Source organism: Acinetobacter sp. GD03645, from assembly GCF_029845285.1.
GTDB classification, from domain to species: domain Bacteria; phylum Pseudomonadota; class Gammaproteobacteria; order Pseudomonadales; family Moraxellaceae; genus Acinetobacter; species Acinetobacter corruptisaponis.
Genome location: NZ_JAOCLL010000013.1, coordinates 12410 through 37062, shown reverse-complemented (window position 1 = coordinate 37062; position 24653 = coordinate 12410). Strand labels below are relative to the sequence as shown.

The 24653-nt window shown below is 44.3% G+C and carries 22 protein-coding genes; 9 read left to right on the top strand and 13 right to left on the bottom strand.

Annotated elements, in window-relative coordinates:
- The first annotated feature begins 155 nt into the window (after positions 1–155).
- From trpA to N5J47_RS11675, 4 genes are read left to right on the top strand one after another with little or no spacing between them, the layout of a single operon-like run.
- Positions 156–959: a tryptophan synthase subunit alpha gene (gene trpA, locus N5J47_RS11690; RefSeq protein ID WP_279960175.1), complete on the top strand. Its 804-nt coding sequence runs from the start codon at positions 156–158 to the stop codon at positions 957–959.
- Positions 956–1867: an acetyl-CoA carboxylase, carboxyltransferase subunit beta gene (gene accD / locus N5J47_RS11685; RefSeq protein ID WP_267981936.1), complete on the top strand. Its 912-nt coding sequence runs from the start codon at positions 956–958 to the stop codon at positions 1865–1867. The genes trpA and accD overlap by 4 nt, the downstream gene beginning before the upstream one ends.
- A complete protein-coding gene (folC, locus tag N5J47_RS11680) occupies positions 1864–3150 on the top strand; it encodes a bifunctional tetrahydrofolate synthase/dihydrofolate synthase (RefSeq protein WP_279960176.1) in 1287 nt (428 codons plus the stop codon). The genes accD and folC overlap by 4 nt, the downstream gene beginning before the upstream one ends.
- Positions 3141–4262: an SPOR domain-containing protein gene (locus N5J47_RS11675; protein WP_279960177.1), complete on the top strand. Its 1122-nt coding sequence runs from the start codon at positions 3141–3143 to the stop codon at positions 4260–4262. Before folC ends, N5J47_RS11675 begins: the two co-directional genes overlap by 10 nt.
- A 38-nt stretch (positions 4263–4300) precedes the next feature.
- On the opposite strand, the gene N5J47_RS11670 is transcribed toward N5J47_RS11675, so the two are convergent.
- From N5J47_RS11670 to N5J47_RS11660, 3 genes are all read right to left on the bottom strand, one after another.
- Entirely contained in the window at positions 4301–4885 is a 585-nt protein-coding gene (locus tag N5J47_RS11670) for a dual specificity protein phosphatase family protein (RefSeq protein ID WP_279960203.1), read from the bottom strand.
- A gap of 1 nt (position 4886) precedes the next feature.
- Positions 4887–5696, bottom strand: coding sequence for an MBL fold metallo-hydrolase (locus N5J47_RS11665; RefSeq protein WP_279960178.1), 810 nt, complete (start codon positions 5694–5696; stop codon positions 4887–4889).
- A gap of 161 nt (positions 5697–5857) precedes the next feature.
- Positions 5858–6499, bottom strand: a complete 642-nt coding sequence (locus tag N5J47_RS11660; RefSeq protein WP_279960179.1) for a peroxiredoxin — start codon at positions 6497–6499, stop codon at positions 5858–5860.
- A 367-nt stretch (positions 6500–6866) separates the two neighbouring features.
- Between N5J47_RS11660 and secA the strand changes: the two genes are divergently transcribed.
- Entirely contained in the window at positions 6867–9602 is a 2736-nt protein-coding gene (gene secA / locus N5J47_RS11655) for a preprotein translocase subunit SecA (protein WP_279960180.1), read from the top strand.
- A gap of 145 nt (positions 9603–9747) precedes the next feature.
- Positions 9748–10143: a hypothetical protein gene (locus N5J47_RS11650; protein WP_279960181.1), complete on the top strand. Its 396-nt coding sequence runs from the start codon at positions 9748–9750 to the stop codon at positions 10141–10143.
- A 40-nt stretch (positions 10144–10183) separates the two neighbouring features.
- On the opposite strand, the gene N5J47_RS11645 is transcribed toward N5J47_RS11650, so the two are convergent.
- The 6 genes from N5J47_RS11645 to N5J47_RS11620 all read right to left on the bottom strand — a co-directional run bounded on the left by N5J47_RS11645 (position 10184) and on the right by N5J47_RS11620 (position 18447).
- A complete protein-coding gene (locus tag N5J47_RS11645) occupies positions 10184–12079 on the bottom strand; it encodes an ATP-binding protein (protein WP_279960182.1) in 1896 nt (631 codons plus the stop codon).
- Complete coding sequence (locus N5J47_RS11640) at positions 12028–12699, bottom strand: response regulator transcription factor (protein WP_279960183.1); 672 nt, start codon at positions 12697–12699, stop codon at positions 12028–12030. The genes N5J47_RS11645 and N5J47_RS11640 overlap by 52 nt, the downstream gene beginning before the upstream one ends.
- A gap of 277 nt (positions 12700–12976) precedes the next feature.
- Entirely contained in the window at positions 12977–14941 is a 1965-nt protein-coding gene (locus tag N5J47_RS11635; protein WP_279960184.1) for a hypothetical protein, read from the bottom strand.
- Positions 14942–15328: 387 nt separating this feature from the next.
- Entirely contained in the window at positions 15329–16234 is a 906-nt protein-coding gene (lpxO, locus tag N5J47_RS11630) for a lipid A hydroxylase LpxO (protein WP_279960185.1), read from the bottom strand.
- A gap of 159 nt (positions 16235–16393) precedes the next feature.
- The gene (locus N5J47_RS11625) at positions 16394–17704 is read right to left on the bottom strand and encodes an MFS transporter (protein WP_279960186.1); all 1311 of its coding nucleotides are present in this window, start codon (positions 17702–17704) and stop codon (positions 16394–16396) included.
- Between the two features lie 101 nt (positions 17705–17805).
- Complete coding sequence (locus N5J47_RS11620; RefSeq protein WP_279960187.1) at positions 17806–18447, bottom strand: hemolysin III family protein; 642 nt, start codon at positions 18445–18447, stop codon at positions 17806–17808.
- Positions 18448–18547: 100 nt separating this feature from the next.
- Between N5J47_RS11620 and N5J47_RS11615 the strand changes: the two genes are divergently transcribed.
- On the top strand, positions 18548–19825 hold the full coding sequence (locus N5J47_RS11615; protein WP_279960188.1) for an SAM-dependent methyltransferase: 1278 nt from the start codon (positions 18548–18550) through the stop codon (positions 19823–19825).
- Positions 19826–19842: 17 nt separating this feature from the next.
- The gene (locus N5J47_RS11610) at positions 19843–20265 is read left to right on the top strand and encodes a GNAT family N-acetyltransferase (protein ID WP_279960189.1); all 423 of its coding nucleotides are present in this window, start codon (positions 19843–19845) and stop codon (positions 20263–20265) included.
- A gap of 76 nt (positions 20266–20341) precedes the next feature.
- Here the strand turns inward: N5J47_RS11610 and N5J47_RS11605 are convergent, their stop codons facing one another.
- From N5J47_RS11605 to N5J47_RS11595, 3 genes are all read right to left on the bottom strand, one after another.
- Positions 20342–20578, bottom strand: a complete 237-nt coding sequence (locus N5J47_RS11605) for a hypothetical protein (RefSeq protein WP_279960190.1) — start codon at positions 20576–20578, stop codon at positions 20342–20344.
- A gap of 93 nt (positions 20579–20671) precedes the next feature.
- The gene (locus tag N5J47_RS11600; protein ID WP_279960191.1) at positions 20672–21526 is read right to left on the bottom strand and encodes a patatin family protein; all 855 of its coding nucleotides are present in this window, start codon (positions 21524–21526) and stop codon (positions 20672–20674) included.
- 66 nt (positions 21527–21592) lie between these two features.
- Positions 21593–21817 carry a hypothetical protein gene (locus N5J47_RS11595; RefSeq protein WP_267981920.1) on the bottom strand — a complete coding sequence of 75 codons (225 nt, stop codon included), beginning with the start codon at positions 21815–21817 and terminating at the stop codon, positions 21593–21595.
- Between the two features lie 265 nt (positions 21818–22082).
- On the opposite strand from N5J47_RS11595, the gene N5J47_RS11590 reads away from it, so the two are divergent.
- Complete coding sequence (locus tag N5J47_RS11590) at positions 22083–22373, top strand: hypothetical protein (RefSeq protein ID WP_279960204.1); 291 nt, start codon at positions 22083–22085, stop codon at positions 22371–22373.
- Positions 22374–22466: 93 nt separating this feature from the next.
- On the opposite strand, the gene N5J47_RS11585 is transcribed toward N5J47_RS11590, so the two are convergent.
- On the bottom strand, positions 22467–24602 hold the full coding sequence (locus N5J47_RS11585; RefSeq protein WP_279960192.1) for a 3-hydroxyacyl-CoA dehydrogenase NAD-binding domain-containing protein: 2136 nt from the start codon (positions 24600–24602) through the stop codon (positions 22467–22469).
- Between the last annotated feature and the right edge of the window lie 51 nt (positions 24603–24653).

The window sequence follows — 24653 nt, the reverse complement described above, 5'->3', positions numbered from 1 at the left end:
GAGATAAATGTATGTGGGTTGTTGTAAGTAGCAACATTCGCTGTTGAATCGCGCCAAACCCTGTTCAATGAGCAAAAAATAGCGTTACAATGCAGTGTTTCTGTATGACTACAAACAACTCCTCAATTTATATAAATCAAGGAAAGCATAATCCTATGTCACGTCTTGCCACTCGTTTTGAACAGCTTAAATCTCAGCAACGTAAAGCGCTTGTTTCTTATGTTATGGCAGGTGACCCGCATCCACAGGTAACTGTTCCATTGCTGCATCAGATGGTTGATGCGGGGGTTGATGTCATTGAGTTGGGACTGCCGTTCTCAGACCCAATGGCGGATGGCCCTGTAATTGCCTTGGCTGCTGAGCGTGCCCTGGCAGGTGGAACCAATACCTTTGACGCACTGGATATGGTCAAGGCCTTTCGTGAGACAGATCAAACGACACCAGTGGTGTTGATGGGATATTTAAACCCTGTTGAGGTGATTGGTTATGAAAAGTTCGTTGCCTATGCCAAAGACTGTGGTGTGGATGGCGTACTGCTGGTGGATTTGCCACCAGAGGAATCCAAGCAGTTTGGTGAAGTCTTGAAGCGAAACGAGATGGACCAGATCTTCCTGCTTGCGCCAACCTCAACTGACCAGCGTATCCAGCATGTGGTCAATCAGGCCAGCGGCTTTGTGTACTATGTGTCACTTAAAGGCGTGACAGGTGCGGCAACACTGGACACCTCTGAGGCAGCGGCGCGTATTGCGAAAATCAAGTCCAAGACGACTGTACCTGTTGGTGTGGGTTTTGGGATCAGTGACGCAGCGTCTGCAAAAGCGATGGGACAGGTTGCCGATGCCGTGATTGTGGGAAGTGCTTTCGTTAAATCTTTTGCGACATTGCCAGCGGATGAGGCTGTGCAACAGACGGTGAATAAAGTGAAGGAGCTTCGAGCCGCGCTCGATGAGTTAGTATGAGTCAAGAACGATTGAGTCCAGAATCAGCAACAGGGAAAGTGCTTAGTCCCACAACACCCTGGACGGAACGTCAGGTGCCAGGGATTCAGGTTGCGGATGAACAGCAGACCTTTAAGTCAACTTTTACCGAGCCAACCATTGAATGTCCTGAATGTCATGCCTTGGTGACGCGTACAGCCATGTCATTCAACGCCTATGTATGTCCGCAATGCGATGAACATTTGCGTATGAAAGCGCGGGACCGCCTGACCTGGTTCTTCGATCAGGTCAACTCAGAGCTTGGTCAGGAATTTAGTGCCAAAGACCCGCTAAAGTTTGTGGATAGCAAGCCTTATCCAGAACGTATGCGTGAGGCGCAGGATAAAACAGGTGAATCAGAAGCACTGGTGGTGATGCAGGGCTCGCTCAAAGGTCTGGATTTGGTGGCATGTGCCTTTGAGTTTGACTTCATGGGCGGTTCAATGGGTACTGTGGTCGGTGACCGCTTTGTACAGGCAGCTGAACGGGCAATCCAGCTACACCAGCCTTTGGTGTGTTTTGCTGCTTCAGGTGGCGCACGTATGCAGGAGGGCATGCTGTCCCTGATGCAAATGGCACGTACCTCTGCGGCAATCCAGAAAATGAAGGAGGCACGCGTGCCTTATCTGGTGGTGTTGACCCATCCAGTTTATGGGGGTGTAACTGCCTCCCTGGCAATGCTGGGGGATGTTCATCTGGCTGAACCGAAAGCCATGATTGGTTTCGCAGGTAAGCGGGTGATTGAGCAAACCGTACGTGAAAAACTGGAGGAGCCATTCCAGCGTGCGGAATATCTGCTTGATCATGGTGTAGTCGATCAGATTGTTCATCGTCATGCGTTACGTGATACTGTATATAGACTAGTGGCTAAACTGATGAACTTACCTTGAAACTAGACGCTCCCCATTCAACAGATACACTCACAACATGGCTCGATTATTGGGGCCATGTTCATGTTACAGGCATTGATTTAGGGCTGGAGCGAGTGATTCCCGTTGCTGAAAGGCTGGGCGTGATGCAGCCAAAAGCCAGGGTGTTTACAGTTGCGGGCACCAATGGTAAAGGCTCAACCACAACCACATTGGCGGCGATTCTAAATGCACAGGGCTACAAGGTTGGGCTATATCAGTCACCCCATATCTATCGCTTTAATGAACGGGTAAAGCTGGCTGGTCATGAGGTGGATGACCAGCGTTTGGTTGATGCCTTTGTGTGTGTTGATCAGGCGCGTCGTGAATGTGGTCTAAGTCTTTCTTTCTTTGAAGCCACCACATTGGCGGCCTTTGTTATTTTTAAGCAGCAGCAATGTGATGTCTGGGTGCTTGAGGTTGGGCTGGGTGGTCGCCTTGATGTGGTCAACGTGATTGACCCTGATATAGCGGTGATTACCAATATTGGCCTGGACCATGTGGACTGGCTGGGTGATACCATTGAAAAAATTGCCTTTGAAAAGGCAGGTATTATCCGTCCAGACATTCCCGTTGTTTTTGCAGGGCAACAGCAACTGCCGCAGGCCATTCAGGATAAGGTGGATGAAACAAGCGCCAGCTTATATACACTGAATCGGGATTATTTCTATCAACTGAATGATGATGGACAGGGCTGGTCATTTGCATCATCTGGCACAACCTTAAAGCTTCCTGTGGGGCAGTTGGCCTTGGACAACATCTCCACTGCCGTGGCCGCGGTACTGGTGAGTGGGATTGAAATTTCACAGCAGGCCATTGCAACAGGTATTCAGCAGGCACGTTTGCAGGGGCGTTTTGAAATTCGTCAGATACAGGATAAAACCGTTATTTTTGATGCGGGACATAACCCACATGGTGTCGAATTTTTATTGAATCAGTTGCGAAAATTCTTAAAATACAATAAACAGTACACAGAAGTTGTCGCAGTATTTTCGATGCTGGCAGATAAGGACATCGCGTCTGTCACCGATTTACTAAAAACAACAGTAAAAGATTGGTTTATTGCTACTTTAGATGTGCCGAGGGCCGCAGCAATGCAACAGTTGCACGAGGCATTGCAGGGCCAGCAGGTACATGAGTTTGGCAGTATCCAGCAAGCGTTTCAATCTGTGCTGAAACAATGTAATAACAATCAGCTGATTTTAGTCTGTGGTTCGTTTCATACCTTGGAAGCGATCTGGGAGTATTTAGAACAATGTCAATGAATAACAAGCAACGCTGGATGGGTGGTGTTGTTCTACTTGGGGGAGGTGTTTTGTTGGCAGCATTACTTCTCAAGGGTAATGAAGAAATAGAGCAGGATAAGACACAGGCTACAGTTACTCACCCTATTCCCAAAACCGAAACCCAGCCTAAAACAGCCCAGCCAGAACAGGAGGGGGAGATGGTCTCCTTGCAGCCTCTGGCTGTGGATGTTGAAACTGAAAAACGTTTGCTGGATGAACAGAAACGTGCGCGTGAAAAGGCGGTTGCTGAACAGGAGGCCCGTGCTGCCGAGTTCCTGAAAATGCAGCAGGAGGCTGAGGCTGCGGCTGCACGTAAAGCCGCTGAAGAGTACGCTGCAATCAATGCCCGTAGAACCGCGGCGCAGGAAAGTTCAGATAATATTCCACCAGAACTGGTTGAGGACGATCAGGCTAAGGCTCAACGACTTGCTGAAGAAAAACGTAAGCTGGAAGAAAAGAAGAAAGCCGAACAGCAAAAGGTAGAGCAGCAGAAAACTGACGCTGAAAAGCAGCTAGCTGAAGACAAGCGTAAGGCGGAAGCGGATAAGAAAGCTGAGGAAGATAAGCGTAAGGCTGAGGCCGACAAGAAAGTGGTCGAAGAAAAGAAACGTAAAGCTGAGGAAGATGCCAAGAAAGTAGCTGAAGATAAACGTAAAGCTGAAGCAGAGAGGAAAGCGGCTGAAGAAAAACGCAAGGTTGAAGCGGATAAAAAAGCTGAGGAAGACAAGCGCAAGGCTGAGGCTGAAAAGAAAGCAGCGGCTGAAGAAAAGAAACGTAAAACTGAGGAAGATGCCAAGAAAAAGGCTGAGGCTGAAAAAGCCCGTCAGCTTATGGAAAATGGTGACAAAAACTGGATGGTACAGGTGGCGCTTGCTGCAAACCAGGCCAATGCCGATACAGTGGTGTCCAAGTTACGCGCCAAAGGTTATAAAGTCACCACCAGCCCAACCTCCAAGGGAATTCGGATTATGGTGGGGCCATCCAAAGATCGGGACGCTGCTGATGCGGCACGTAAGAAAATTACCTCAGATGAGAGCCTGGGCATGAAGTCCGCCTGGGTGATTGACTGGGTTCCACTAGATCAACGTTAGTAAAGTGCAATCGTGATTGCATTATTTACACAGGTTCTTTATTTGGATGGATTCAACAACTGCTGTTGAATCCATTTTACATTTTCAGGACTAAAAAGCTGGTCAATGTTCTTCCAGATGATATGGAATCCATATCCGCCTTGTTTCATCTCTTTAACGGCATCCTCAATTGACCAGTTCTCGAAAATAATACGATACATGGCAATGGTCGCACCTGTGCGGTCAGAACCATGATAACAATGTACGAGAACTTTCTGATTGTGTTGCTTCGCCGTTTGAATGGTCTGCATGGCTTCAAGCAAGTCATTCCGATCAATCGACCATGTATTGATGGGAATATGCACCAGATTAAATGGCTGATCCCTTAAAACCTTGGCATCTTCATTTCTTGCGCGCAGGTTGATGACAGTGCCAATTTGATGTTTTTTCAGGAAAGGGATTAACTGGTTGCTGGGTTGTTCACTGCGAAAAACATCAGGACTGATCTGGTAAAAATTATGTGTATCTGAAATCAGTACTCCCCAATGCTGGGGCCTTTGATGCTCCTCCAGACTTGAGTGTTTCATACAACCACCCAAGCTTAGGGATGATATGAAAATAACAGTAATCAGTGTCTTGTGCATATTATTGGTAACGATTGAATTCAACTGGATCATGCGCACAAATTAACTCAATGCTCGGTTCATGTTGAGCCAGATATTGTAATTGCTTCAGGTTGTGTAAACGTTGCTGGTTGTCCTCAGCCAGTAATCGTTCTGTTAAATCTAATGCCTTTAACCTGTTTTTAGGATTGAGTTCGAGATGTGAGAAATAGGCATCTCCACAGAATAAAATCCAGCCATCCTGTTTCTTGACCGCAATCGCACTATGTCCAAGCGTATGACCGATGAGGGGAACCATCAGAATTTCATCCTGAAACAGGGGAAGGCCTTTGACCTTTTGCAGGTTAAACCATGCCTCACCATCAGTCTGTTCTGCAAAGTTCCAGTGTCGGTGCTGTTTAAACTGTTCGGTTTTATAGCGAAGTTTTCCTTTGGCGGAAAGGGATTGGGTGGCATTAAATTCAGAGGCCAATACATGCACAGTGGCATTTGGAAAGTCTGAAATACCGCCAGCATGATCGAAATCAAGATGGGTTACAAAGATGTATTTCACATCGTTGGGGCTAAAGCCAAGTTGCTGGATCTGCTGGATGGCACTGAGTTTCAGGTTGGATTCAAACTGTCCAAATCGGCTGAGCAGCTTGCCCAAGCGCTGTTCAGTATGTAGATAATCCTGCAAGCCCAAACCTGTGTCAATCAGAACCAGACCCCGATCAGTCTCGATCAATAGACAGTGGCAGACCAAATGGGCTTTCCAGCCTTTTTGTCCAAACAATGGGGCGCAAACGGGGCAGAAGCTGCCGCAATGCAGGTGATGGATATTATAGATCATGGTGATTTTTTATTATGTTTCGAGTCGAATTATTCTTATAGCGTATTGATTCAAAAATACCAAGATTAAAAATCCCCTAAATTGCATTGAATTTAGGGGGAAATTCTTTATTGTTACGCGCTTCGTTTGTCTTGCGCTTCGCTTGAAGCCTTTAATCGGCTTCAATCTTGCTCAGGCTGTGGTGTCAGTCTTAAATAAGGTTTCACTGCTGTATAACCTTTAGGAAAGCGCTGCTTGATTTCCTCTTCATCTTTCAGTGATGGCACAATCACCACATCTTCACCCTGTTGCCAGTTGGCAGGTGTCGCCACTTTATGCTTGTCAGTCAGTTGTAGTGAATCCACCACACGCAACACTTCATTAAAGTTGCGGCCTGTTGAGGCAGGATAGGTGATGATCAGACGAACTTTCTTGTTCGGATCAATAATCACCAGTGAACGTACAGTCAAGGTTTCGCTGGCATTTGGGTGGATAAAACCATAAAGCTCAGACACCTTACGGTCTTTATCCGCAATAATCGGGAAATTCACTGTAGTGTTCTGGGTCTCGTTAATGTCCTGAATCCAGCCCTTATGTGATTCAACATCATCCACAGACAGTGCAATTGCCTTGACGCCACGTTTTGCAAACTCATCTTTTAGCTTGGCGGTATAACCAAGCTCAGTGGTGCAGACAGGCGTATAATCTGCGGGGTGTGAAAACAGGATTCCCCAGCCACCCCCTAGAAACTCATAAAAATCAATAAGGCCCTCGCTTGATTCTTGTTGGAAATTTGGGGCTATATCACCTAAACGTAAGCTCATTCTTGGTCTCCTCATTCTGCTTATCTGATGCTGTGTCTTCTTACTATGCGCCAATTTATATATGAATCAAATCATTGTTTTTTTATTTGATTATAAGTTTTTTATATATAGGTGAGGTGTTGATGATAAAAAAATGATCAGAATTTCACATGCAAATCGATGTAACTTAAATGCAAATTTGCTACATTAACGCTCTTTGGTTATGCATGTCAGAATCGCCTCGCAGATTTTTTTACCTGTTTGGATGCAAAGCACTTGTAGTTCTTATTTCTGACTCCATAATAACAACCAAGAAAAAATTAACCGACCTAGGGTTTGTTGATCTTTGCGACAAACCTTATAACAAACAGGATTAGAGAGTTTATTCATGTTGGCAAGTCTGATCGGAGGTATCTTCGGTACTAAAAATGAGCGTGAACTCAAACGCATGCGCAAAATTGTTGAACAAATCAATGCGCTGGAACCGACGATATCTGCTCTTGGCGATGCAGACCTCTCTGCAAAAACTCCAGAATTCAAACAACGTTTTCAGAACGGTGAAAGTTTAGATAAATTATTGCCTGAAGCCTTTGCGGTGTGCCGTGAGGCAGCAAAGCGTGTCATGGGTATGCGCCATTATGATGTGCAGTTGATTGGTGGTATCACCCTGCATGAAGGTAAGATTGCCGAGATGCGTACGGGTGAGGGTAAAACCCTGATGGGTACACTGGCCTGTTACCTTAATGCCTTGAGTGGTCAGGGTGTTCACGTCATTACCGTGAACGACTATCTGGCACAACGTGATGCCGAGTTAAACCGTCCTTTATTTGAGTTTTTAGGTTTAAGCATTGGGGTAATTTACTCCATGCAAATGCCTGCCGAAAAGGCACAGGCCTATAATTCAGACATTACCTACGGAACCAACAACGAATTTGGTTTCGACTATCTTCGTGACAACATGGTGTTTTCTCTGCAAGAGAAAAAACAACGTGGTCTCAGCTATGCCATCATTGACGAAGTGGATTCAATCCTGATTGATGAGGCGCGTACGCCATTGATCATTTCAGGACAGAGTGAAGATTCTTCCCATCTCTATCAGTTGATCAACAGTATTCCTCCGCAACTACGTCCACAGAAAGAAGAAAAAGTGGCTGATGGCGGACATTTCTGGGTCGATGAAAAACAGCGTTCAGTTGAAATGACTGAAATCGGTTATGAAACCGTTGAACAGGAACTGATTCGCATGGGGCTGCTGGCTGAAGGTGAAAGCCTGTATTCAGCAGCAAACCTGAATCTGGTTCACCATGTGACTGCCGCAATCCGTGCACATTACCTCTATCAAAAGAACGTGCATTACATCATTGGCATTAATCCACAGTCACAAAAAGAAGAAGTCATCATTGTGGATGAGAGCACGGGTCGTACCATGCCTGGCCGTCGTTGGTCGGAAGGCCTGCATCAGGCGGTTGAAGCCAAAGAGAACATGGAAATTCAACCTGAGAACCAGACGCTTGCAACCACAACATTCCAGAACTATTTCCGTCTGTATAAAAAGCTTTCAGGGATGACGGGTACTGCCGATACTGAAGCAGCGGAAATGAAGGAAATCTATGGTCTGGATGTGGTGATTATTCCAACGCACCGTCCAATGGTGCGCCAGGACCATAATGACCTGATTTATTTAAACCGTAATGGCAAATACAGTGCCATTATCGAGGAAATCACCAATATCCGTCAGCAGGGTGTTGCGCCAATCCTGATTGGTACAGCCACCATTGAGGCCAGTGAAATCCTGTCTGCCAAACTGTTGCAGGCTGGGATTCACCATGAAGTATTGAACGCCAAACAGCATGAGCGCGAGGCGGATATTATTGCACAGGCGGGTAGTCCAAATGCGGTGACCATTGCCACCAACATGGCGGGTCGTGGTACGGATATCTTGCTCGGCGGTAACTGGAAAGCCAAGCTGGCGAAAATTGAAAACCCAACCCCTGAAGATGAAGCACGTTTGCAGGCACAGTGGGAAAAAGACCATGAAGATGTTCTGGCATCGGGTGGTCTGCACATCATCGGTTCTGAACGCCATGAATCACGCCGTATTGATAACCAGCTGCGTGGTCGTGCGGGCCGTCAGGGTGACCCTGGTGTTTCGCGTTTCTATCTGTCGCTTGAAGATGACCTGATGCGTATCTTTGCGGGTGACCGTGTGGTTGCCATGATGCGTGCAATGGGCTTGCAGGAAAATGAAGCCATTGAGCACAAGATGGTGAGCCGTTCAATTGAAAATGCACAGCGCAAGGTTGAGGCACGTAACTTCGATATTCGTAAGAATCTGTTGAAGTATGATGATGTCAATAACGAGCAGCGTAAGATTATTTATTCGCAGCGTGATGAGGTTCTGGCGGAAAGCACGCTACAGGCCTACATTGAGGAAATGCACCATGAAGTGGTGAAAGGCCTGATTGCGAACTTTATTCCACCAGAGTCGATTCATGACCAGTGGGACATAGCTGGCTTGGAAAATGCCCTGCGTACCGATTTAGGCATTGAGCTTCCTGTACAGCAATGGCTTGACCAAGACCGTCGTCTGGATGAAGAGGGACTGATTGAGCGTATCTCTGATGAGGTAATTAAGCGTTATCGTCAGCGTCGTGAACAGATGGGGGATGAGTCGGCGGTGATGCTTGAGCGTCACTTTATGTTGAACTCACTGGATCGTCACTGGAAAGACCACTTGGCAGCGATGGACTACTTGCGTCAGGGTATCCATTTACGTGGCTATGCACAGAAAAATCCTGAGCAGGAATATAAGAAAGAGGCATTCAACCTGTTTGTGAATATGCTAGGTATTATCAAGTCTGACGTGGTGACGGATTTATCCCGTGTCCATGTTCCGACCGCTGAAGAACTGGCTGAGTTAGAGGCTCAACAGCAGCGTCAGGCCGAATCAATGCGTCTTTCTTTTGAACATGATGATGTTGATGGCCTAACAGGTGAAGTGACCATTTCTGAAGAACCAGACCGTTCATTGGCAAATGCCCAGTTCGCAGTTCCAGAAAGCCGTAACGCACCATGTCCATGTGGTTCTGGCTTAAAATATAAGCAATGTCACGGTAAAATCTAGTTTTAGGCTGATTTTTAGTTGTGATGAAAAGCAGGACTCAAGTCTTGCTTTTTTTACGAGAAGTAACTTGAGTCACAGCTGGCTTTATAGTTAGATTATTGGGATTATTATTCTTGATTGAATGTGTATTAAAAGCGGGAAAGCAATGAAAAAAACATTACAACTTTTGATTTTGGCAAGTGCGGCAGTCTCTGGTTTTGCAGTTGCGGAAGACGCACCACAAACAACCACTGTGGACAAGGTACTTGCTGCACAGGGCAACACCACCGCAGAGGCACAGGTAAAGCGTGATGTCACCACCATTATCAGCCCGCGCACAGGAATTCGTTATACCTTGGGTGATACAGGCAATCGTCCAATCGTTTTACAAACTGCGGCGATTGCGCCTGCAAACTCTGCCAATATCAACCGTATCGTGGCATCAAATCCAGCACTTTCGGCAAAAAGTCAGGAAAAAGCCAAGATTGCCCTGATTGGTGAGGCTGCGGTTCAGGCGGCAGATATGGCGGCGCAAACTGCCAGTGCAACACCTGCACAGTAAGCTTGATTAGGGAAGAAATATAAAGCTATGTTTCTTCCCTTTAAATAATTCTGCTCACACAGACAGATAAACAGGTGTATCCTGATTGAGAGTGGATGCTAAACTGACCATTCAATTGTTCCATTCTCATGTGCATACTTTGCATACCAATACTTATTCCTGACTGTTTAACCGCATCAACATCAAAGCCAATTCCATCATCCTCAATTTTTAGAATCAGTTGTTGTCCCAAAAAGCATAATTTGATGGCTACATTTTTTGCCTGACTGTGCTTAATAATATTGGTGAGTGCCTCTTCGGCAATTCTTAAAAGAGTGAGGCATTCTAATGGCGTGGGCTGGAATTCCCATTGTTCAGGAAAATACCATTCAGAATGAATGTCTAATTCCTCAAATAACTGATCAAAACGATGGCGTATAGGTGCACCCCATAAAACAGGGGATTCAGGAACCTTAACCCCATTACTTGAACCATGATCAATCACCTGCCTTAAATCATCACGTAATAATTTTAAAATAGATACAAATTGTTGATTGCTAAGGTTACTGTGGCTTTGATCGATCATGGCGATGGAACGCACCAATGCACCTCCCAAACTGTCATGTAGATCATGGGCAAGATTGATTCGTTCCTGTAGTTTGATATTGGTCAATTCAAGCTGATGCTGGGTACTGAGGGAATCATTGAGTTCAGCCTTGACCGTTATGACTTTTTGTTCAAGTGTTTCATTGAATGCTTCAATCAGCTTCATATTGCGCACTAGACGCATGGCCAGTGTAACGGAAATAAAGATGACAGTAACGGGTGTGGTATAAATGACGGTAAAATAATTTATTTCACTGTGTTTTAAGAATAAAATTAGATTATATAACCCCAGTAGTAAATATAGGACCAAGCATAATGCGAGTAAATATTGCTCGATTTGTTTGGAGTGATAAACAATATAGGGATAAATTAGGCAGTTTAGGATAAAACCCAATATGGTGTAGATCAGGACAATTTTTAATATCCAATCCTGTTGCTGGACTGGCAAGACCAGCACCAGCACAGCAAAAATAACCACACTGAGCCAGATAAACTTTTCAAGTTTAGGGTAGGTCTTACCTGAAAAACGCCATGTGTAAATAATAAAGCACACCACATAGCACAGCAAAAACATGATGTTTGCCCGAGCCACATCAAAGGTATGAATAAAAGGGGCAGGGTCAGTACTAAGCAGATAATAGGTAAATATTGACCAAAACGCACAGGCAAGGGCAAACCAGCCAAAGGCTGTTTCCTGCCGCCGTAATATCCAGATGGAAAAGCATAAAATACCCAGTGTAATGGAACAAATCAGCCGAACCAAATGAGAAAAGCGTTGATACCACCATTGTTGTTGATAGTGCTGGAAAGCCAAGTCAGGTTGACCTAGATAAATTTTCCCCAAGCCAGGTGACTGTGCTGCGATACCTGTCACCCGAATTAAAATTGTATTCTGTCCTTGATGTAAAGCGGCGGCAGGAAAAACCCAGTAACGGGGCATATTCCAGCTACGGGACAGGGGTTCTTGCAGTGACTGGTCTTGCCAGATGAGTTGCTGGTTCAGATAAACTTGCCCTGCCATATTGATGGAATGAACAGCTAGGGCAATCGAGCTACGTTGACTGGTCGGACAAAGATAATCCCAACTGATGCGATACCAGACATGACCATCATAATTTTTCCAGCGTTTCTGCCAATGGTCAGGTAACTGAACTTTTTGCCAGCCTTTTTGTGGAACTTGCGAGGGTTCACTTGTGGCTTGGACAACCTGAATATGTCGAATTTCGGCAGTACATCCTGTTGAAGCATAAGAGCTAACAGTTAAACCACTGAACAGGATAATAACAGCACAGCAAAACGCTAAAGCAGCCTTAAAGAGCGAGCGGTATCTATTGCCTCGGTTCGGGTACATACGGCAAGTTTCCGATAAATATGTTGAATGTGGGAATTTACTGTATGAGGAGACAAGTTAATCTGCTTGGCAATGGCTTTATTGGTCAGTCCCTTTGCCACCCATTCCAGAATTTCCAGTTCTCGGCTAGAGAGTAACAGTTCCTGTTCTGACAAGGGATCTTGGTCTGATGGTGTCAACTTGATTTGCGATAAAATCTGCTGTGCAACAAACGGGTCAATCGGAGAACCACCCTTGAAGATACTGCGTAATAATAGGGTCAGTTCAAAGTCATCACGTTCCTTAAGCAGATAACCTGTTGCACCTGCCTGAATTGCCAACAAAATATCGGATTGCGTATTCCATGCAGAAATGACAAGAATGGGAATCTCAGTATCATGATAACGCACATGTTGAATCAGTTCCCGACCATGTCCATCAGGCAAGCCTAAATCAACAATACAAAAACCAATCTCATGCTGTCCAAACAACACTTTGGCATCTGCAATGGTGGTACTAAAAAAGACGCTATCCAGTGAATAACCAACAGACAATAGCAAGTAGGACAATCTGCGCTGCATAACAGGATCATCTTCAAGCACCAATACAGGTGTTGGTAAAATCAGTTCTAAATGCGACATTGTCTTCTGTTCTATGATTTTCAATCTATGCTGTAGTATAGAGAACAGCCATATAAATTGACCATCACTTAAATAAGTGATTCATATGTTTTATATACGATACTTTTATGATCAGAGGCCTATATTTATAGTTAAAATCACTTATTTGAGTGATAGCGATACACGCCATAAAAGATTCAATAAAAAACCGCAATAGGACTTAATTATCATATTACGGTCATTTTATTGGAGCGAGTAAAACAGTTTATTGTTTCCTGTTCTTAAAGGTTGGTTCAGATTATTTAAAGCGATTGGCAATCACTTTACCCATGTATTTTTCCACTTCACTGATATTTTTAAGCTGTCCTAAAACTACAAACTTGGCATTATCAAAGTTATTTTCTACTGCATTGGTCGTGGTTAAACGACGTGACCAGCGAGTTTGACCACTTGGATCATTCACCCAAACCGCATAATCACCAGTCGCTGTGACAAATGCGGATGCAGGTGCACCATTCGCCACAGCAACATCTTTTACTGTACCTTTATTAAAAGCAGGACTACCAAATAATCCATTCCATATCGAATTTTCCATATACATCCAGTTGGTTAAACCCAATACTTCATTACGAGTCGTGGAGGGTAGGCTGAGGTTCTCGGTCAATCTGCTGAGTACGGCTTGTGTTGTTCCTGTATTATTATTAAATTGAATGTAGTTAAAGTCACCGACTGGATAGATGACATAAGGCAAAATATCCTTGCGATAGGCTTGATAGACATTGATAAACATACTCGATACTGGCAATTCAGCCTGTGGTGCAAGTGCCAGATAGTTATTACGGGCTGTTTTCAGTTCATGAAATAAAACACACTGACGTTTATAGGTCACGGATGAGGACAGCGTATCTGGACAATCCTGTGCGGGGATATTATTTTCCTGATCCAGCGCATTGTAATATTCCATAAAGAGATAATATGCCATTGTATTGATATCATCATAATATTGAACATGATTTTGAATGGCGGTAATCACTTTTGGACCAAAGAACACGGTTTTATTGAGATCTGAACTTTGTGGAAATTGCACATTGATCAGGTTTTCAATCATCGATGCATTACCCACAGTTCCATTCAAGGTAGAAGAGACGAGGGTACGCTTGGTCATCAGGTTTTCAATGGCAGTTTTCAGTCGTTTACGCTCATTGGGTTGTAACGAAGATGGCAATTGATGTGCATTTTGTAAATCAAACAGAATAATTTTAACCTGTTCCACATATTCTGATAATGCAGTGGTTTGAGTCAGTAATTGCTGAATACGTTGCTGTTGGGCAGCACTTTCCAGCTTCACATCAATTTTTTCGATTTGTCGTAAAGTTTCCTGAACGCCACTTTGAATCTGGTTGATCTGGTTACTCATCACATCCAGTTTCTGGTTCACCTGACCCAATTGTGCCATGATTTCATTATGGCGTTCCGATGCCTCAAAATCACTTCCCAGCCCCATAAAACTGAGGGCTTTACCCATAAGCTCGCCACCAATCGCACCAACAGCACCTTTTGCCAACTCGATACCAATGCCTTTCACCAAAGGATTTAGTCCAAGTAGCGGTTTATATGGGTGCTGTAAAGTGGCATCAGCCGCGATTTGATCAACCGTTTTATTGATTTGGGCATCAAGGCCAATGCCTACTTTATTGGCTTCGATGAGATGGTCTGAGACAAAACGGGCTGCATTAAACAGGTTCGGATCAACCCCGTCCTGTGAGCTTAAGTCTTCAGGTAGCATTAAATAATACGAAACCCGTTTTTCCGCATCAGCCAAAGACAGGTTTTTTTGCTGGACTAAACGATCTACCAGCGTAGAACGAACATCAACCTGAATGATGCTGTTCAATTGCTTAGGTGTAACGGACGTTGATAATATCGCACAACTGAGTTCCACTAATGTGTCAGTACAGGCCTTACTTTCAATACGTAGCTGCTTTAATTGTTGTTCTGTAACAGGCAGGGTCTCGACTAAAAAATTGCCGTTATTAAAGCTTTTACTGTTGGCAACTTCGGTTGTTCCACTGAACACCTTAAACTGGGTATCTGTGGATGGTTTCGCCAGTGTAATTTCACCCCTGAGCGTTTGTACGGTTTTCACTGGTTCTATAACAGTTGGACTATCATCATCGTTATCCTGATGACATGCAGACAGTGAAGTGGCAATCAGTGTTGCCACCACTGTTTTTGAGAAAAAATGGTGGGTAAATCTATTCATGTCATCATCCTTTATGGTAAATAGCACTATAAGGATTTGTAAATTATAGAATTATTATTTTGATGTATATCACTCATACTGAGTATTTTTGAGTCTTGAAACACGGGTTTATATATAGAATTATGCGCTGTTTGTATATCACTTATATTAATTACTTTTACGCTTTCAGATGAAAATCCTAACTTTTTAGATAATGAAAATAGCAAGGACATCACCTCATTTAGCTTGCAGCCCCGCAAGAGAATTGAGGTGATGCCCATTTATAAAATTTATTATTTTTGAATGGAATCAACCATTGTTACCCAACCTTTGATAAGGAATTTATCTTTACTGTTGAAAATCCTGATTCAAGGTTGAGTGTTGCATAAGTAAATATGAGACCAGCCTTTATAAAAAGCTTGGCAGTAAGATGAGTCCAATAATCATGCCAAACAGCAGCCATTTAGATACATAGTATAGATGACGGTTACGTTGCTTTAAGCCACGACCATAATGGTGTACCGCATAGCCGTATTTAAAGATGCGATTGATAAAGCCAGTTTTGTCCTGATCATCATTTGGCGAGCTTGCCGCAGACATGACATTTCGTCCAAACCAGTGGTTGAAACGTTGTGCCCAGCCCCATTTCATCGGACGTTCGATGTCACAGAACAGGATAATACGGGTTTGATCAGTCTGGTTATGCGCCCAATGCACATAGGTTTCATCAAAAACGGTGGCTTCACCATCTCTCCAGCTATAACGTTCCTGATCGACCTCAATGAAGCAGTCATCGCTATTTGGTGTGACTAAACCTAAATGATAACGAACTGAACCTGCATAAGGGTCGCGGTGTTTGCCTAAATAACTTCCTGATGGTAACTCAGTAAACATGGCAGCTTTGACAGAGGGAATACTTTCCAGTAATGCCACTGTTTTAGGACAAAGTTGCTGCGCCGATGGGTGGCTGTCCTGATACCATTTTAAGTAGAAACGTTTCCAGCCACGTTTAAAGAATGTGTTAAAACCCGCATCATTATTTTTTTCCGCCGCCTTAATCTGGCTTTGGAGTTGAATGGCTTCCTCACGAATCACCTGCCAGTTATCCTGCAATGGCTTGAGTTCTGGGAACTGTGCCACATCAAAGAATGGTTGGTTTGGGAGCTTTGAGAAGCCAGTCATAAACATATTGACGGGTGCCAGAAACGTGGAATGATCAAATAATTGTCTGGAGGCTTTTAAGCGTTCTTTACCGCGATAATAGGTATATAAGAAGCTGAGCAAAAATACGGCAACGATAATCACTGCGTACATAACACAATCGTCTAAAAAAATGGAAGCGGTAATTTTACCATAAAAAATATTTTGGAAAATGTTGCGATCTATTTAACGGGGAGGGCTTGGGTATTGCCCGATAAATGGTATTCCAGATGATCCAGTTTTTTTATTTTTGGATCATCTGGAAAATGAGATTTAAATCTGGTTGTTTACATCATCATGCTTGGTTTCACGAATCAGTAAAAATGCGATTAAAGAGAGAATGGATGCCAAACTGAGATATAAACCAACGGCACCCAGACCATAGTTTTCTGCCAGTTTGGTGGCGATATAAGGGGCAAAAGACGCACCGAAAATACCTGCCAAATTGAATGTCAAGGCTGAACCTGTGTAGCGTACTGAGGTTGGGAAAATTTCAGAAAGTACAGTGCCAATTGGGCCATAAGTCAGTCCCATGATGGAAAGGCCAATACAGAGGAACAGGAACACCAGTATTGGGTTGCCTGAACCTAGTAGTGGTGCAAAGCATAATCCGAACAGTGCTGAAAGTACGCAGACAGCAATCGAGGTATTTTTGCGGCCAAACTTCTCTGCAAAAATCGCAGACAGTGGAATAAATGCTGCAAAGCATAGCGTGGCAATCAACTGCAAGCCAAGAAAATCACCGCGCGCATAACCCAGCTTGGAGGTTCCCCAGTTCAACGCGAACACGGTAGTGAGATAGAACACCACAAAGGTACAGATTGCGGCAATGGTGCCCAATACCAACATCGGGAAATGCTTGGTCATAACTTCCTTGAAAGGGACATTGACCTCTTTCTGCTTATTCAACACTTTCTGGAAAGCAGGAGTTTCATGCAGTTTTAAACGGATATACAAACCGACCAACACCAGAATTGCACTGGAGATAAATGGAATCCGCCAGCCCCATGTCATAAAGGCCTGTTCAGACATAAAGGCATTCAGCAGGAGGAATGAACCTGTTGCCAGAATAAAGCCAATCGGTGCGCCAAGTTGTGGGAACATGCCATACCATGCACGTTTACCCTCTGGAGCATTTTCAGTGGCAAGTAAAACCGCGCCACTCCATTCACCACCCAAGCCTAAACCTTGTCCTAAACGGCATAAGGCGAGTAGCAATGGGGCAATAATGCCAATCTGGGCATATGTCGGAAGCAGCCCGATACAGACAGTGGAAATTCCCATGGTGAGTAGGGCGGCAACCAGTGTGGCTTTACGTCCAATTCGATCACCCAGATGTCCAAAAATCGCCGCACCAATTGGGCGGGCAATAAAGGCGATGGCAAAGGTTGCCAGTGATTTGAGTACCGCAGCACCATCACTGCTCTCAGGAAAAAATAAATGGGGGAAAATCAGGACTGCCGCTGTGGCGTAGATATAAAAGTCGAAAAACTCAATCGTAGTACCCACCAGACTGGCAAATAATACCCGTACCTTTGAATTACTGGCCACTTCAGTGGTGACAGTCGTAGCGTTTGACGACATACAGAACCTTAATGTGATTTATTCAGGAAACAGTAAAACCTTTCCTGAAAATTTCTTTTGAATGCGGAATTTACCCAGCAAGCTGCCTGCGATGCATGGATTTATAATACATAGCAATAGATCGCTAAAAAGTGTAAACCTGCCCCTAATAGCACAAAAACATGCCAAATTGCGTGGGTATATCTTACCTTTTTTAAGGCATAAAACAATGTGCCGACCGTATAGGCGAGTCCGCCTGCGACTAACAGTTGTATTGCGCCTTTCGCAAGATAACGTTGCATATCGTCCATGACCAAAACCGCCAACCAGCCCATCACCAGATAGGCCGCAAGAGACACTTTCTGGAAACGGTGAATAAACACCAGCTTAAACAGTGTTCCAATCAATGCAATGACCCAGAGGGCAATCAGTAGGTCGTGTGCCTTTGCCGTTGGAATGGCAATGCTGAGAAAAGGCGTGTAAGTCCCTGCAATTAAATAATAAATGGCAGTATGATCGAGCTTTTTATACCAATAACGTTTACGTTCGTCTTGGGCAAAGTGATACAACATGGAACTGCTGAGCAATAACACCAGACTCAGACCATAGACCCATAAGCTGATCCATTGTCCCAAAGGTAAACCATAGCCTTTCACAATCAGAAAAATGGTAGCAATCAATGCCAGTACGGCACCCAAGCCATGACTATAGGCATTGATCAGTTCTTCCTGGGGATCATAATCGAGTGGGGAGGTTGAAGCCATTCACAGCTCATCTGAATAAAAATACAAATGTATCGTAATGCAATTTCCCTTTTAAAGTAAGACGCTTTAAAATTTAGTTTCCATTTGTCAGGTTTTCACTATGTTTGCGCCGAAATTTTCTTTTGAACAGGAACAGCAGTTTTTCTTGGATATCCAGCAATCTATTGAAAATAAAAGCTTTGAACGGCTGATTCTTAGTCAGTACAAGGGTGAACTGGCAGATCTGGAAAAGATGACTTTTCGCATGATTGAGTTGCAGGGACAGCCAACCTTGACTTGCCTGTATCACCACACCACTCAGGACATCACCAAAAACTATGTAATGGATGAGGGGCTGGAGAAAATTGCTGAGCTATTGAACCTGTCTAAACAGGCAAATTTATTTACACTCAATCAGGATATTCAACTGAAGAAAAATAAAAAGAAAGCCATGCTCAATATCCAGAAAAAACAGGCTTCTGCAATAAAAGTGGAACAACATCAGCATAACCGTGAAAAGCAGCGTTATGTACAACAACACAGCCCATTCCTGAAACATCTAGGCATTACCGATGAAAAAGGGCAGATCATTCCAAGTATGGCGCGTAAATGGAAACAGATTAATAAGTTCATTGAAATCTTTTCCAGTGCCTATGAACAGATTGATGCCTCACAGCAAGAGTTGAACATTGTCGATTTTGGTTCAGGCAAGGGCTATTTAACCTTTGCCTTGTATGATTACTTGCAGGCGCAACATAAAATACCATTGATTACTGGCGTTGAACTACGTTCAAATCTGGTGGAGTTCTGCCAAAATGTGGCTGATCAGGTCGGATTTCATCATCTCGATTTTTTTGAGGGTGATGTACGCAGTTATCAACCTGATGAGCGAGGATTAAATGAAGCATCGCTTCATCCGAGCGCAAGACGAGAACCTCGTTCGAGTGACTTGGATGTGATGATTGCCCTGCATGCCTGTGATATCGCAACTGACTTTGCCATTCATACTGGGATTCGTCTCAATGCTTCCATGATTATGTGTGCGCCGTGTTGCCATAAAGAATTAAGGCCACAACTCAAGAGCCCAGACGTATTACAACCTATGCTCCAGTTTGGGATTCATGCAGGCCAGCAGGCAGAAATGCTGACCGATACCCTACGAGCCTTATTGCTCAAGGCATACGGTTATGAAACTAAGGTATTTGAATTTGTGGCATTGGAACATACCAGCAAAAACAAGATGATTCTGGCAACCAAGCGCAAGGATATTCAACAGCCTGACCCAAACATCATGCAGCAGATTCAGGCCTTAAAAGCCATGTATGGCATTGAAAAACAAAGTCTGGAATTGTTGTTGCAGGATCAAATGCCAGTCGAAAATATTGGCTGCAAATGTTAATCGAGTCTGGGGATTGTATGTATCAGGTCAAACATGGACGTTGGGATCAATTACGGCAGGATGCCAGACTGATTCGGGAATTGGTGTTTATTGTTGAACAAAATATTCCTGAACAGGATGAGTGGGATGATCAGGATGCCATTTCAAAGCATTTTGTGGTGTATGATCATGATCAACCTATAGCCACAGCGCGTCTATTGCAAGACAACAGTGTTGGGCGTGTGGCGGTCATCCAAAAATATCGTGGGCAGGGCATTGGACGGTTGATCATGTTGGAAATTATTGAGCATGCACAACAGCAACACTATCCATTCCTTAAACTGTCATCACAGGTTCATGCCATTTCATTTTATGAAAAACTTGGTTTTGTCACACAAGGCGATCCGTATGATGAATGTGGCATTCCGCATATTGAAATGATGATGCCACTTATACAATAAATGTTATAGATTAATGGATTGAACTTAAACTCTATAATTTCTGGTATCAAATTTTAGGTATGCTAGCCCAATTCAATCATTCGTGATGCTGATGGGATTGTTCAACCACTTCTGAAGCGGGGGAAGTGTTTTGAGCCTGTTGTTTTTGTTGCTGTGCCTTACGTTGCGCACCTGGCATATAGTCAGGTTCCTGGCTCATCGCCAAATAGAAAAAAGTGAGGAAAATGGTGCTGAGTACACCCACAATGATGACAAACTTCCATCCCAATACGGTTTCACTTGAATCTTTTTGTGGAGATGGCTGATTACTCATAACAAATTCCAAAAATAAACAAAAAATAAAACCAGATTCTGCGCCTTTTTAGCCTAGGTTGCCAAGTGAAAACGCAGAATTGTTTATGGTGAATTAAAGCTTGTACCAGTCCTCAATTGTCTTTAATCCAGTTTCCAGACCCACATCATAGCTATAACGTATTTTCGCTCTGTTCTTGGAGAGTCGCCCAGCCATGTTTTTTAAATCAGGGGGGCAAACCTCCAGAATTTTCTGCTCTGCTGGTGAGCGTACAAATTCGATGGAATCGTTATAGCGTTGTGTTCTGGTTAATAAGCTTTGAGCAAAACCACGTTGCTGCTTAAACAGGTATCTGGCAAGGAGCTGGTCACCTTTGCTGCTGGCCTTGTGATAATTTTGCGGGCGTGTCCGTAGCACCATCAGTTTGCAAACCTCATGCTGCTGTGCTGCCCAGTGCACGGGCAATGCATCCGCTACACCACCATCAAAGTAGGGTTCACCAAATATGTCAACTGCCTGTCGGGTCAGCACAGGAATGGAACTGGATGCCCTCAATCCATCGAGGATATTGTCCTTAGAGGCCTTGATATAGGTTGCCTCACCTGAAATGGCATGGGTGAGCACCATATAAAACTCTGGATGATTGGCAAATAAATGTGCCTGATTGAGCGGATGTTCCTGTTCAACGACATCCCACATCCATTTTAAGTCGAGCAGGTCGCCACCTTTAAAAAAGCGGCCATAATGGATAAATTCAGGGCGAAGTGAGTGATCTAGATAGATTTGCAGGGTGCGGCCCTGTTGTGCGGCGAGGTAGTTGGCAACATTGGTAGAACCTGAGGAGACACCGACACAGAGGTCAAAGGGATTAAATTGTTGCTGTAAAAATGCATCCAGAACACCGCTGGTGAATGCACCACGCATTCCACCACCTTCAACGACCAGTGCCTGACGATTTTGCTGAAGCATTGAACATCTCGAATATCATGATGAATCCCTGTTTAACACGGATTCATCATGAGCAACAATAACACTTTAGTGCTGGTGCTGATGTGTTTCAGTATTGCCTGTTTCGGTGGTCATGGACGACTGTGACATTTCAGCCTGGGCTGCTGCTTTCTTCTGGTTCATTGGCATATAGTCCGCTTCATTATTCATGGCAAGGTAGAAAACCACCATAAAAATAAAACTTAAAATACAGGTGATGATCAGGGCTTTCCAACCCCAGGGAGATGTTTCAGGGCAGAGTTTTTCAGACATGGAATTTTCCTAAAGAGCGCAAATAAATAGCGTTATAGCATAAAAGTATGAGGAACTCATTGTGCAGATGTTAAGAGGCAGGCTAAAAATCGACTTTTGTCCAATATGGATTATGCTGTTGGATCATTAAAATCACCATAGTATTCAATACAATGAAGACAGATTCTTTCAAGGTGGATAATAGGCTGAGCAGGATTAGGGGTAAGGCGTGCACTTTGGAAGTGATAACAAGATTGATGAAAAACAGAATATGATGGAGAAAAAAATGATTTTGGATTCAACCGATACGGATGTTTTTGCAGCTGTTACGCAATTTTATGTGCGTTTAAGACGGGTCACTGGCCGTGTGGTCGATGTTCTTTATATGGTGGAAAATCAGGAATATGCCCAGCATTTGATTGACTACGCCAAAACGATAGACGATACGGAGTTGCAAGGTCATGTAAATCACCTCACCCAGTCTCTCAATATTGTTAAAGCACCTGTTCCCTTGGTCGAACAGCCAGAACAGACGGTGGCAAGACCTGTACCACAAAGAGTCTGGTTTTTAGGTTAATTCACCTGTTTGAAGCAACTCATAAAAAATTAATCCTCCTCCCTTTTTGATAAGAGGGAGGAGGATCAAAGTGTTTGGTTCGGAAGAAGCGTATTATTTAAACACTTCACCTGATGTGGCATGTTTTCTAAGTAATTCAGGTGGGTTGAAACGCTCACCATATTGAGCAGCCAATTGTTCTGAACGCTGGAGAGATTTCTCAATGCCATTCTGGTTCAGGAACTGGATTGCGCCTCCTGTCCACGGTGCGAAACCGATTCCAAAGATTGAACCGACATTGGCATCAATCACCGATTCCAAAACATTCTCTTCATAGCAGCGTAAAGTATCCAGTGCCTGAACATAGAGCAAGCGATCAATGATGTCCTGTTCAGAAACATCATGGTCTTTAGTCCAGCGACTGAGTCCATCCCATAAATGTTTTTTACCATTTTCAGGATATTCATAGAAACCTGCACCCGCAGCCTTACCTTTACGGTTGAGTTCGTGGATCATGGTATGAACCACTTCATCCACAGGGGTTTTTGGTAGGTCTTTGCCCTCAGCCTGTAGGGCTTTACGGGTTTCGCTTGCCACGTGTTCAGTCAAAGTCAAAGAGACTTCATCCTGAATCGCCAATGGGCCGACTGGCATGCCTGCTTTGAGTGCTGCCATTTCAATCTTGGCTGGATGTACGCCTTCAGCAAGTAAACGCATGCCTTCCTGAATGAATGTACCAAACACACGACTGGTAAAGAAGCCACGGCTGTCATTCACCACGATTGGCGTCTTGGCAATTTGCTGTACAAAGTCATAGGCTTTAGCCAAGGTTTCAGCCGAAGTCTCTTTGCCCTTGATAATTTCAACCAACTGCATTTTATCGACTGGACTAAAGAAGTGTAGGCCAATAAAGTTCTTGGCATCTTTACTTGCCGTCGCTAAACCCGTAATCGGTAAAGTTGAGGTATTTGATGCGAAAATACCACCATCAGCTAGATACTGCTCAGCTTCCTGAGTCACTTTGGCTTTTAGTTCCTGATTCTCAAAAACAGCCTCAATGATCAGGTCGCAGCCCTGCAAATCTGCCGCATCAGATGTTGCTGTAATCAGTGACAGCACTTGATCACGTTTTTCAGCGGTCATACGACCCTGAGAAACACGTTTATCCAGCAACTTTTGCGAATAGGCTTTGCCTTTTTCAGCATTCTCCACCGACACATCTTTCAGTACCACAGCAATGCCCTTGATGGCAGTTGAATAGGCAATACCTGCACCCATCATGCCTGCACCCAATACACCCACTTTGGTCGCCTGCCATTTTGCAACATCCGCAGGGCGGCTTGCACCTGACTTGATCGCATTGAGACCATGCCAGAATGTACCAATCATGTTCTTGGAAATCTGACCCACAGTAAGCTGGGTAAAATAGCGTGATTCGATACGCAAAGCTGTATCAACATCCACCTGCGCACCTTCAACCGCTGCCGCCATGATTGCTTCTGGCGCAGGGTAACAGCCTTTGGTTTTGTCTCGTAGCATTGCAGGCGCAATCGCAAGCACTTGCGCAACCGCAGGCGTTTTTGGATCACCCCCTGGAATCTTGTAGCCTTTGACATCAAACGGCTGTTGCGATTTTGGATTGGCTTTGACCCATGCAATTGCTTTGTCCAACAACTCTTGTTCATTCTCAGCGGTGTCATGCACCAAACCAAGCGATTTTGCCTTATCCACGCCAAACTGCTTGCCTTCCATCAGGAATGGAAACGCATTCTGGAGACCGAGCAGGCGTACCATACGCACGATACCGCCACCACCTGGCAGTAAGCCCAAAGTCACTTCTGGCAGACCAAACTTGGTTTTTGGATCATTAATCGCAATACGGTAATGGCAGCCTAGAGCAATTTCCCAACCACCGCCAAGCGCTGTACCATTTAATGCGGCAACCACAGGCACGCCAAGCGTTTCAATGGTGCGCAAGTCACCTTTGAGCTTTTCAATCATCTTGAAAAATTCAGTGGCATGTTCGGGTTTAACCTGAATCAGTTCATCCAGATCGCCGCCTGCAAAGAATGTTTTCTTGGCTGAGCGGAAAATAACGCCTTTGAGATCAGTTTCAGCTTTCAGTTTTTGGCTGACCTCATCCAGTGAGTCGCGGAACTCCGCATTCATGGTGTTGGCAGACTGACCAGATGAATCAAGGGTAAGAATTACAATATTGTCAGCGTTTTTTTCGTATTTAATAGCGCTCATACATCATCGTCCTAAATTTATTTCTTAAAAACGCTGGCGAAGCAGAGCTTG

Bases quoted from the DNA above. Each gene is read 5' to 3' on its own strand.
- trpA (WP_279960175.1), top strand. From the start codon at position 156: ATGTCACGTCTTGCCACTCGTTTTGAACAGCTTAAATCTCAGCAACGT.
- accD (WP_267981936.1), top strand. From the start codon at position 956: ATGAGTCAAGAACGATTGAGTCCAGAATCAGCAACAGGGAAAGTGCTT.
- N5J47_RS11675 (WP_279960177.1), top strand. From the start codon at position 3,141: ATGTCAATGAATAACAAGCAACGCTGGATGGGTGGTGTTGTTCTACTT.
- N5J47_RS11670 (WP_279960203.1), bottom strand. From the start codon at position 4,885: ATGCACAAGACACTGATTACTGTTATTTTCATATCATCCCTAAGCTTG.
- N5J47_RS11665 (WP_279960178.1), bottom strand. From the start codon at position 5,696: ATGATCTATAATATCCATCACCTGCATTGCGGCAGCTTCTGCCCCGTT.
- N5J47_RS11660 (WP_279960179.1), bottom strand. From the start codon at position 6,499: ATGAGCTTACGTTTAGGTGATATAGCCCCAAATTTCCAACAAGAATCA.
- secA (WP_279960180.1), top strand. From the start codon at position 6,867: ATGTTGGCAAGTCTGATCGGAGGTATCTTCGGTACTAAAAATGAGCGT.
- N5J47_RS11650 (WP_279960181.1), top strand. From the start codon at position 9,748: ATGAAAAAAACATTACAACTTTTGATTTTGGCAAGTGCGGCAGTCTCT.
- N5J47_RS11645 (WP_279960182.1), bottom strand. From the start codon at position 12,079: ATGTACCCGAACCGAGGCAATAGATACCGCTCGCTCTTTAAGGCTGCT.
- N5J47_RS11640 (WP_279960183.1), bottom strand. From the start codon at position 12,699: ATGTCGCATTTAGAACTGATTTTACCAACACCTGTATTGGTGCTTGAA.
- N5J47_RS11635 (WP_279960184.1), bottom strand. From the start codon at position 14,941: ATGAATAGATTTACCCACCATTTTTTCTCAAAAACAGTGGTGGCAACA.
- lpxO (WP_279960185.1), bottom strand. From the start codon at position 16,234: ATGTACGCAGTGATTATCGTTGCCGTATTTTTGCTCAGCTTCTTATAT.
- N5J47_RS11625 (WP_279960186.1), bottom strand. From the start codon at position 17,704: ATGTCGTCAAACGCTACGACTGTCACCACTGAAGTGGCCAGTAATTCA.
- N5J47_RS11620 (WP_279960187.1), bottom strand. From the start codon at position 18,447: ATGGCTTCAACCTCCCCACTCGATTATGATCCCCAGGAAGAACTGATC.
- N5J47_RS11615 (WP_279960188.1), top strand. From the start codon at position 18,548: ATGTTTGCGCCGAAATTTTCTTTTGAACAGGAACAGCAGTTTTTCTTG.
- N5J47_RS11610 (WP_279960189.1), top strand. From the start codon at position 19,843: ATGTATCAGGTCAAACATGGACGTTGGGATCAATTACGGCAGGATGCC.
- N5J47_RS11605 (WP_279960190.1), bottom strand. From the start codon at position 20,578: ATGAGTAATCAGCCATCTCCACAAAAAGATTCAAGTGAAACCGTATTG.
- N5J47_RS11600 (WP_279960191.1), bottom strand. From the start codon at position 21,526: ATGCTTCAGCAAAATCGTCAGGCACTGGTCGTTGAAGGTGGTGGAATG.
- N5J47_RS11595 (WP_267981920.1), bottom strand. From the start codon at position 21,817: ATGTCTGAAAAACTCTGCCCTGAAACATCTCCCTGGGGTTGGAAAGCC.
- N5J47_RS11590 (WP_279960204.1), top strand. From the start codon at position 22,083: ATGATTTTGGATTCAACCGATACGGATGTTTTTGCAGCTGTTACGCAA.
- N5J47_RS11585 (WP_279960192.1), bottom strand. From the start codon at position 24,602: ATGAGCGCTATTAAATACGAAAAAAACGCTGACAATATTGTAATTCTT.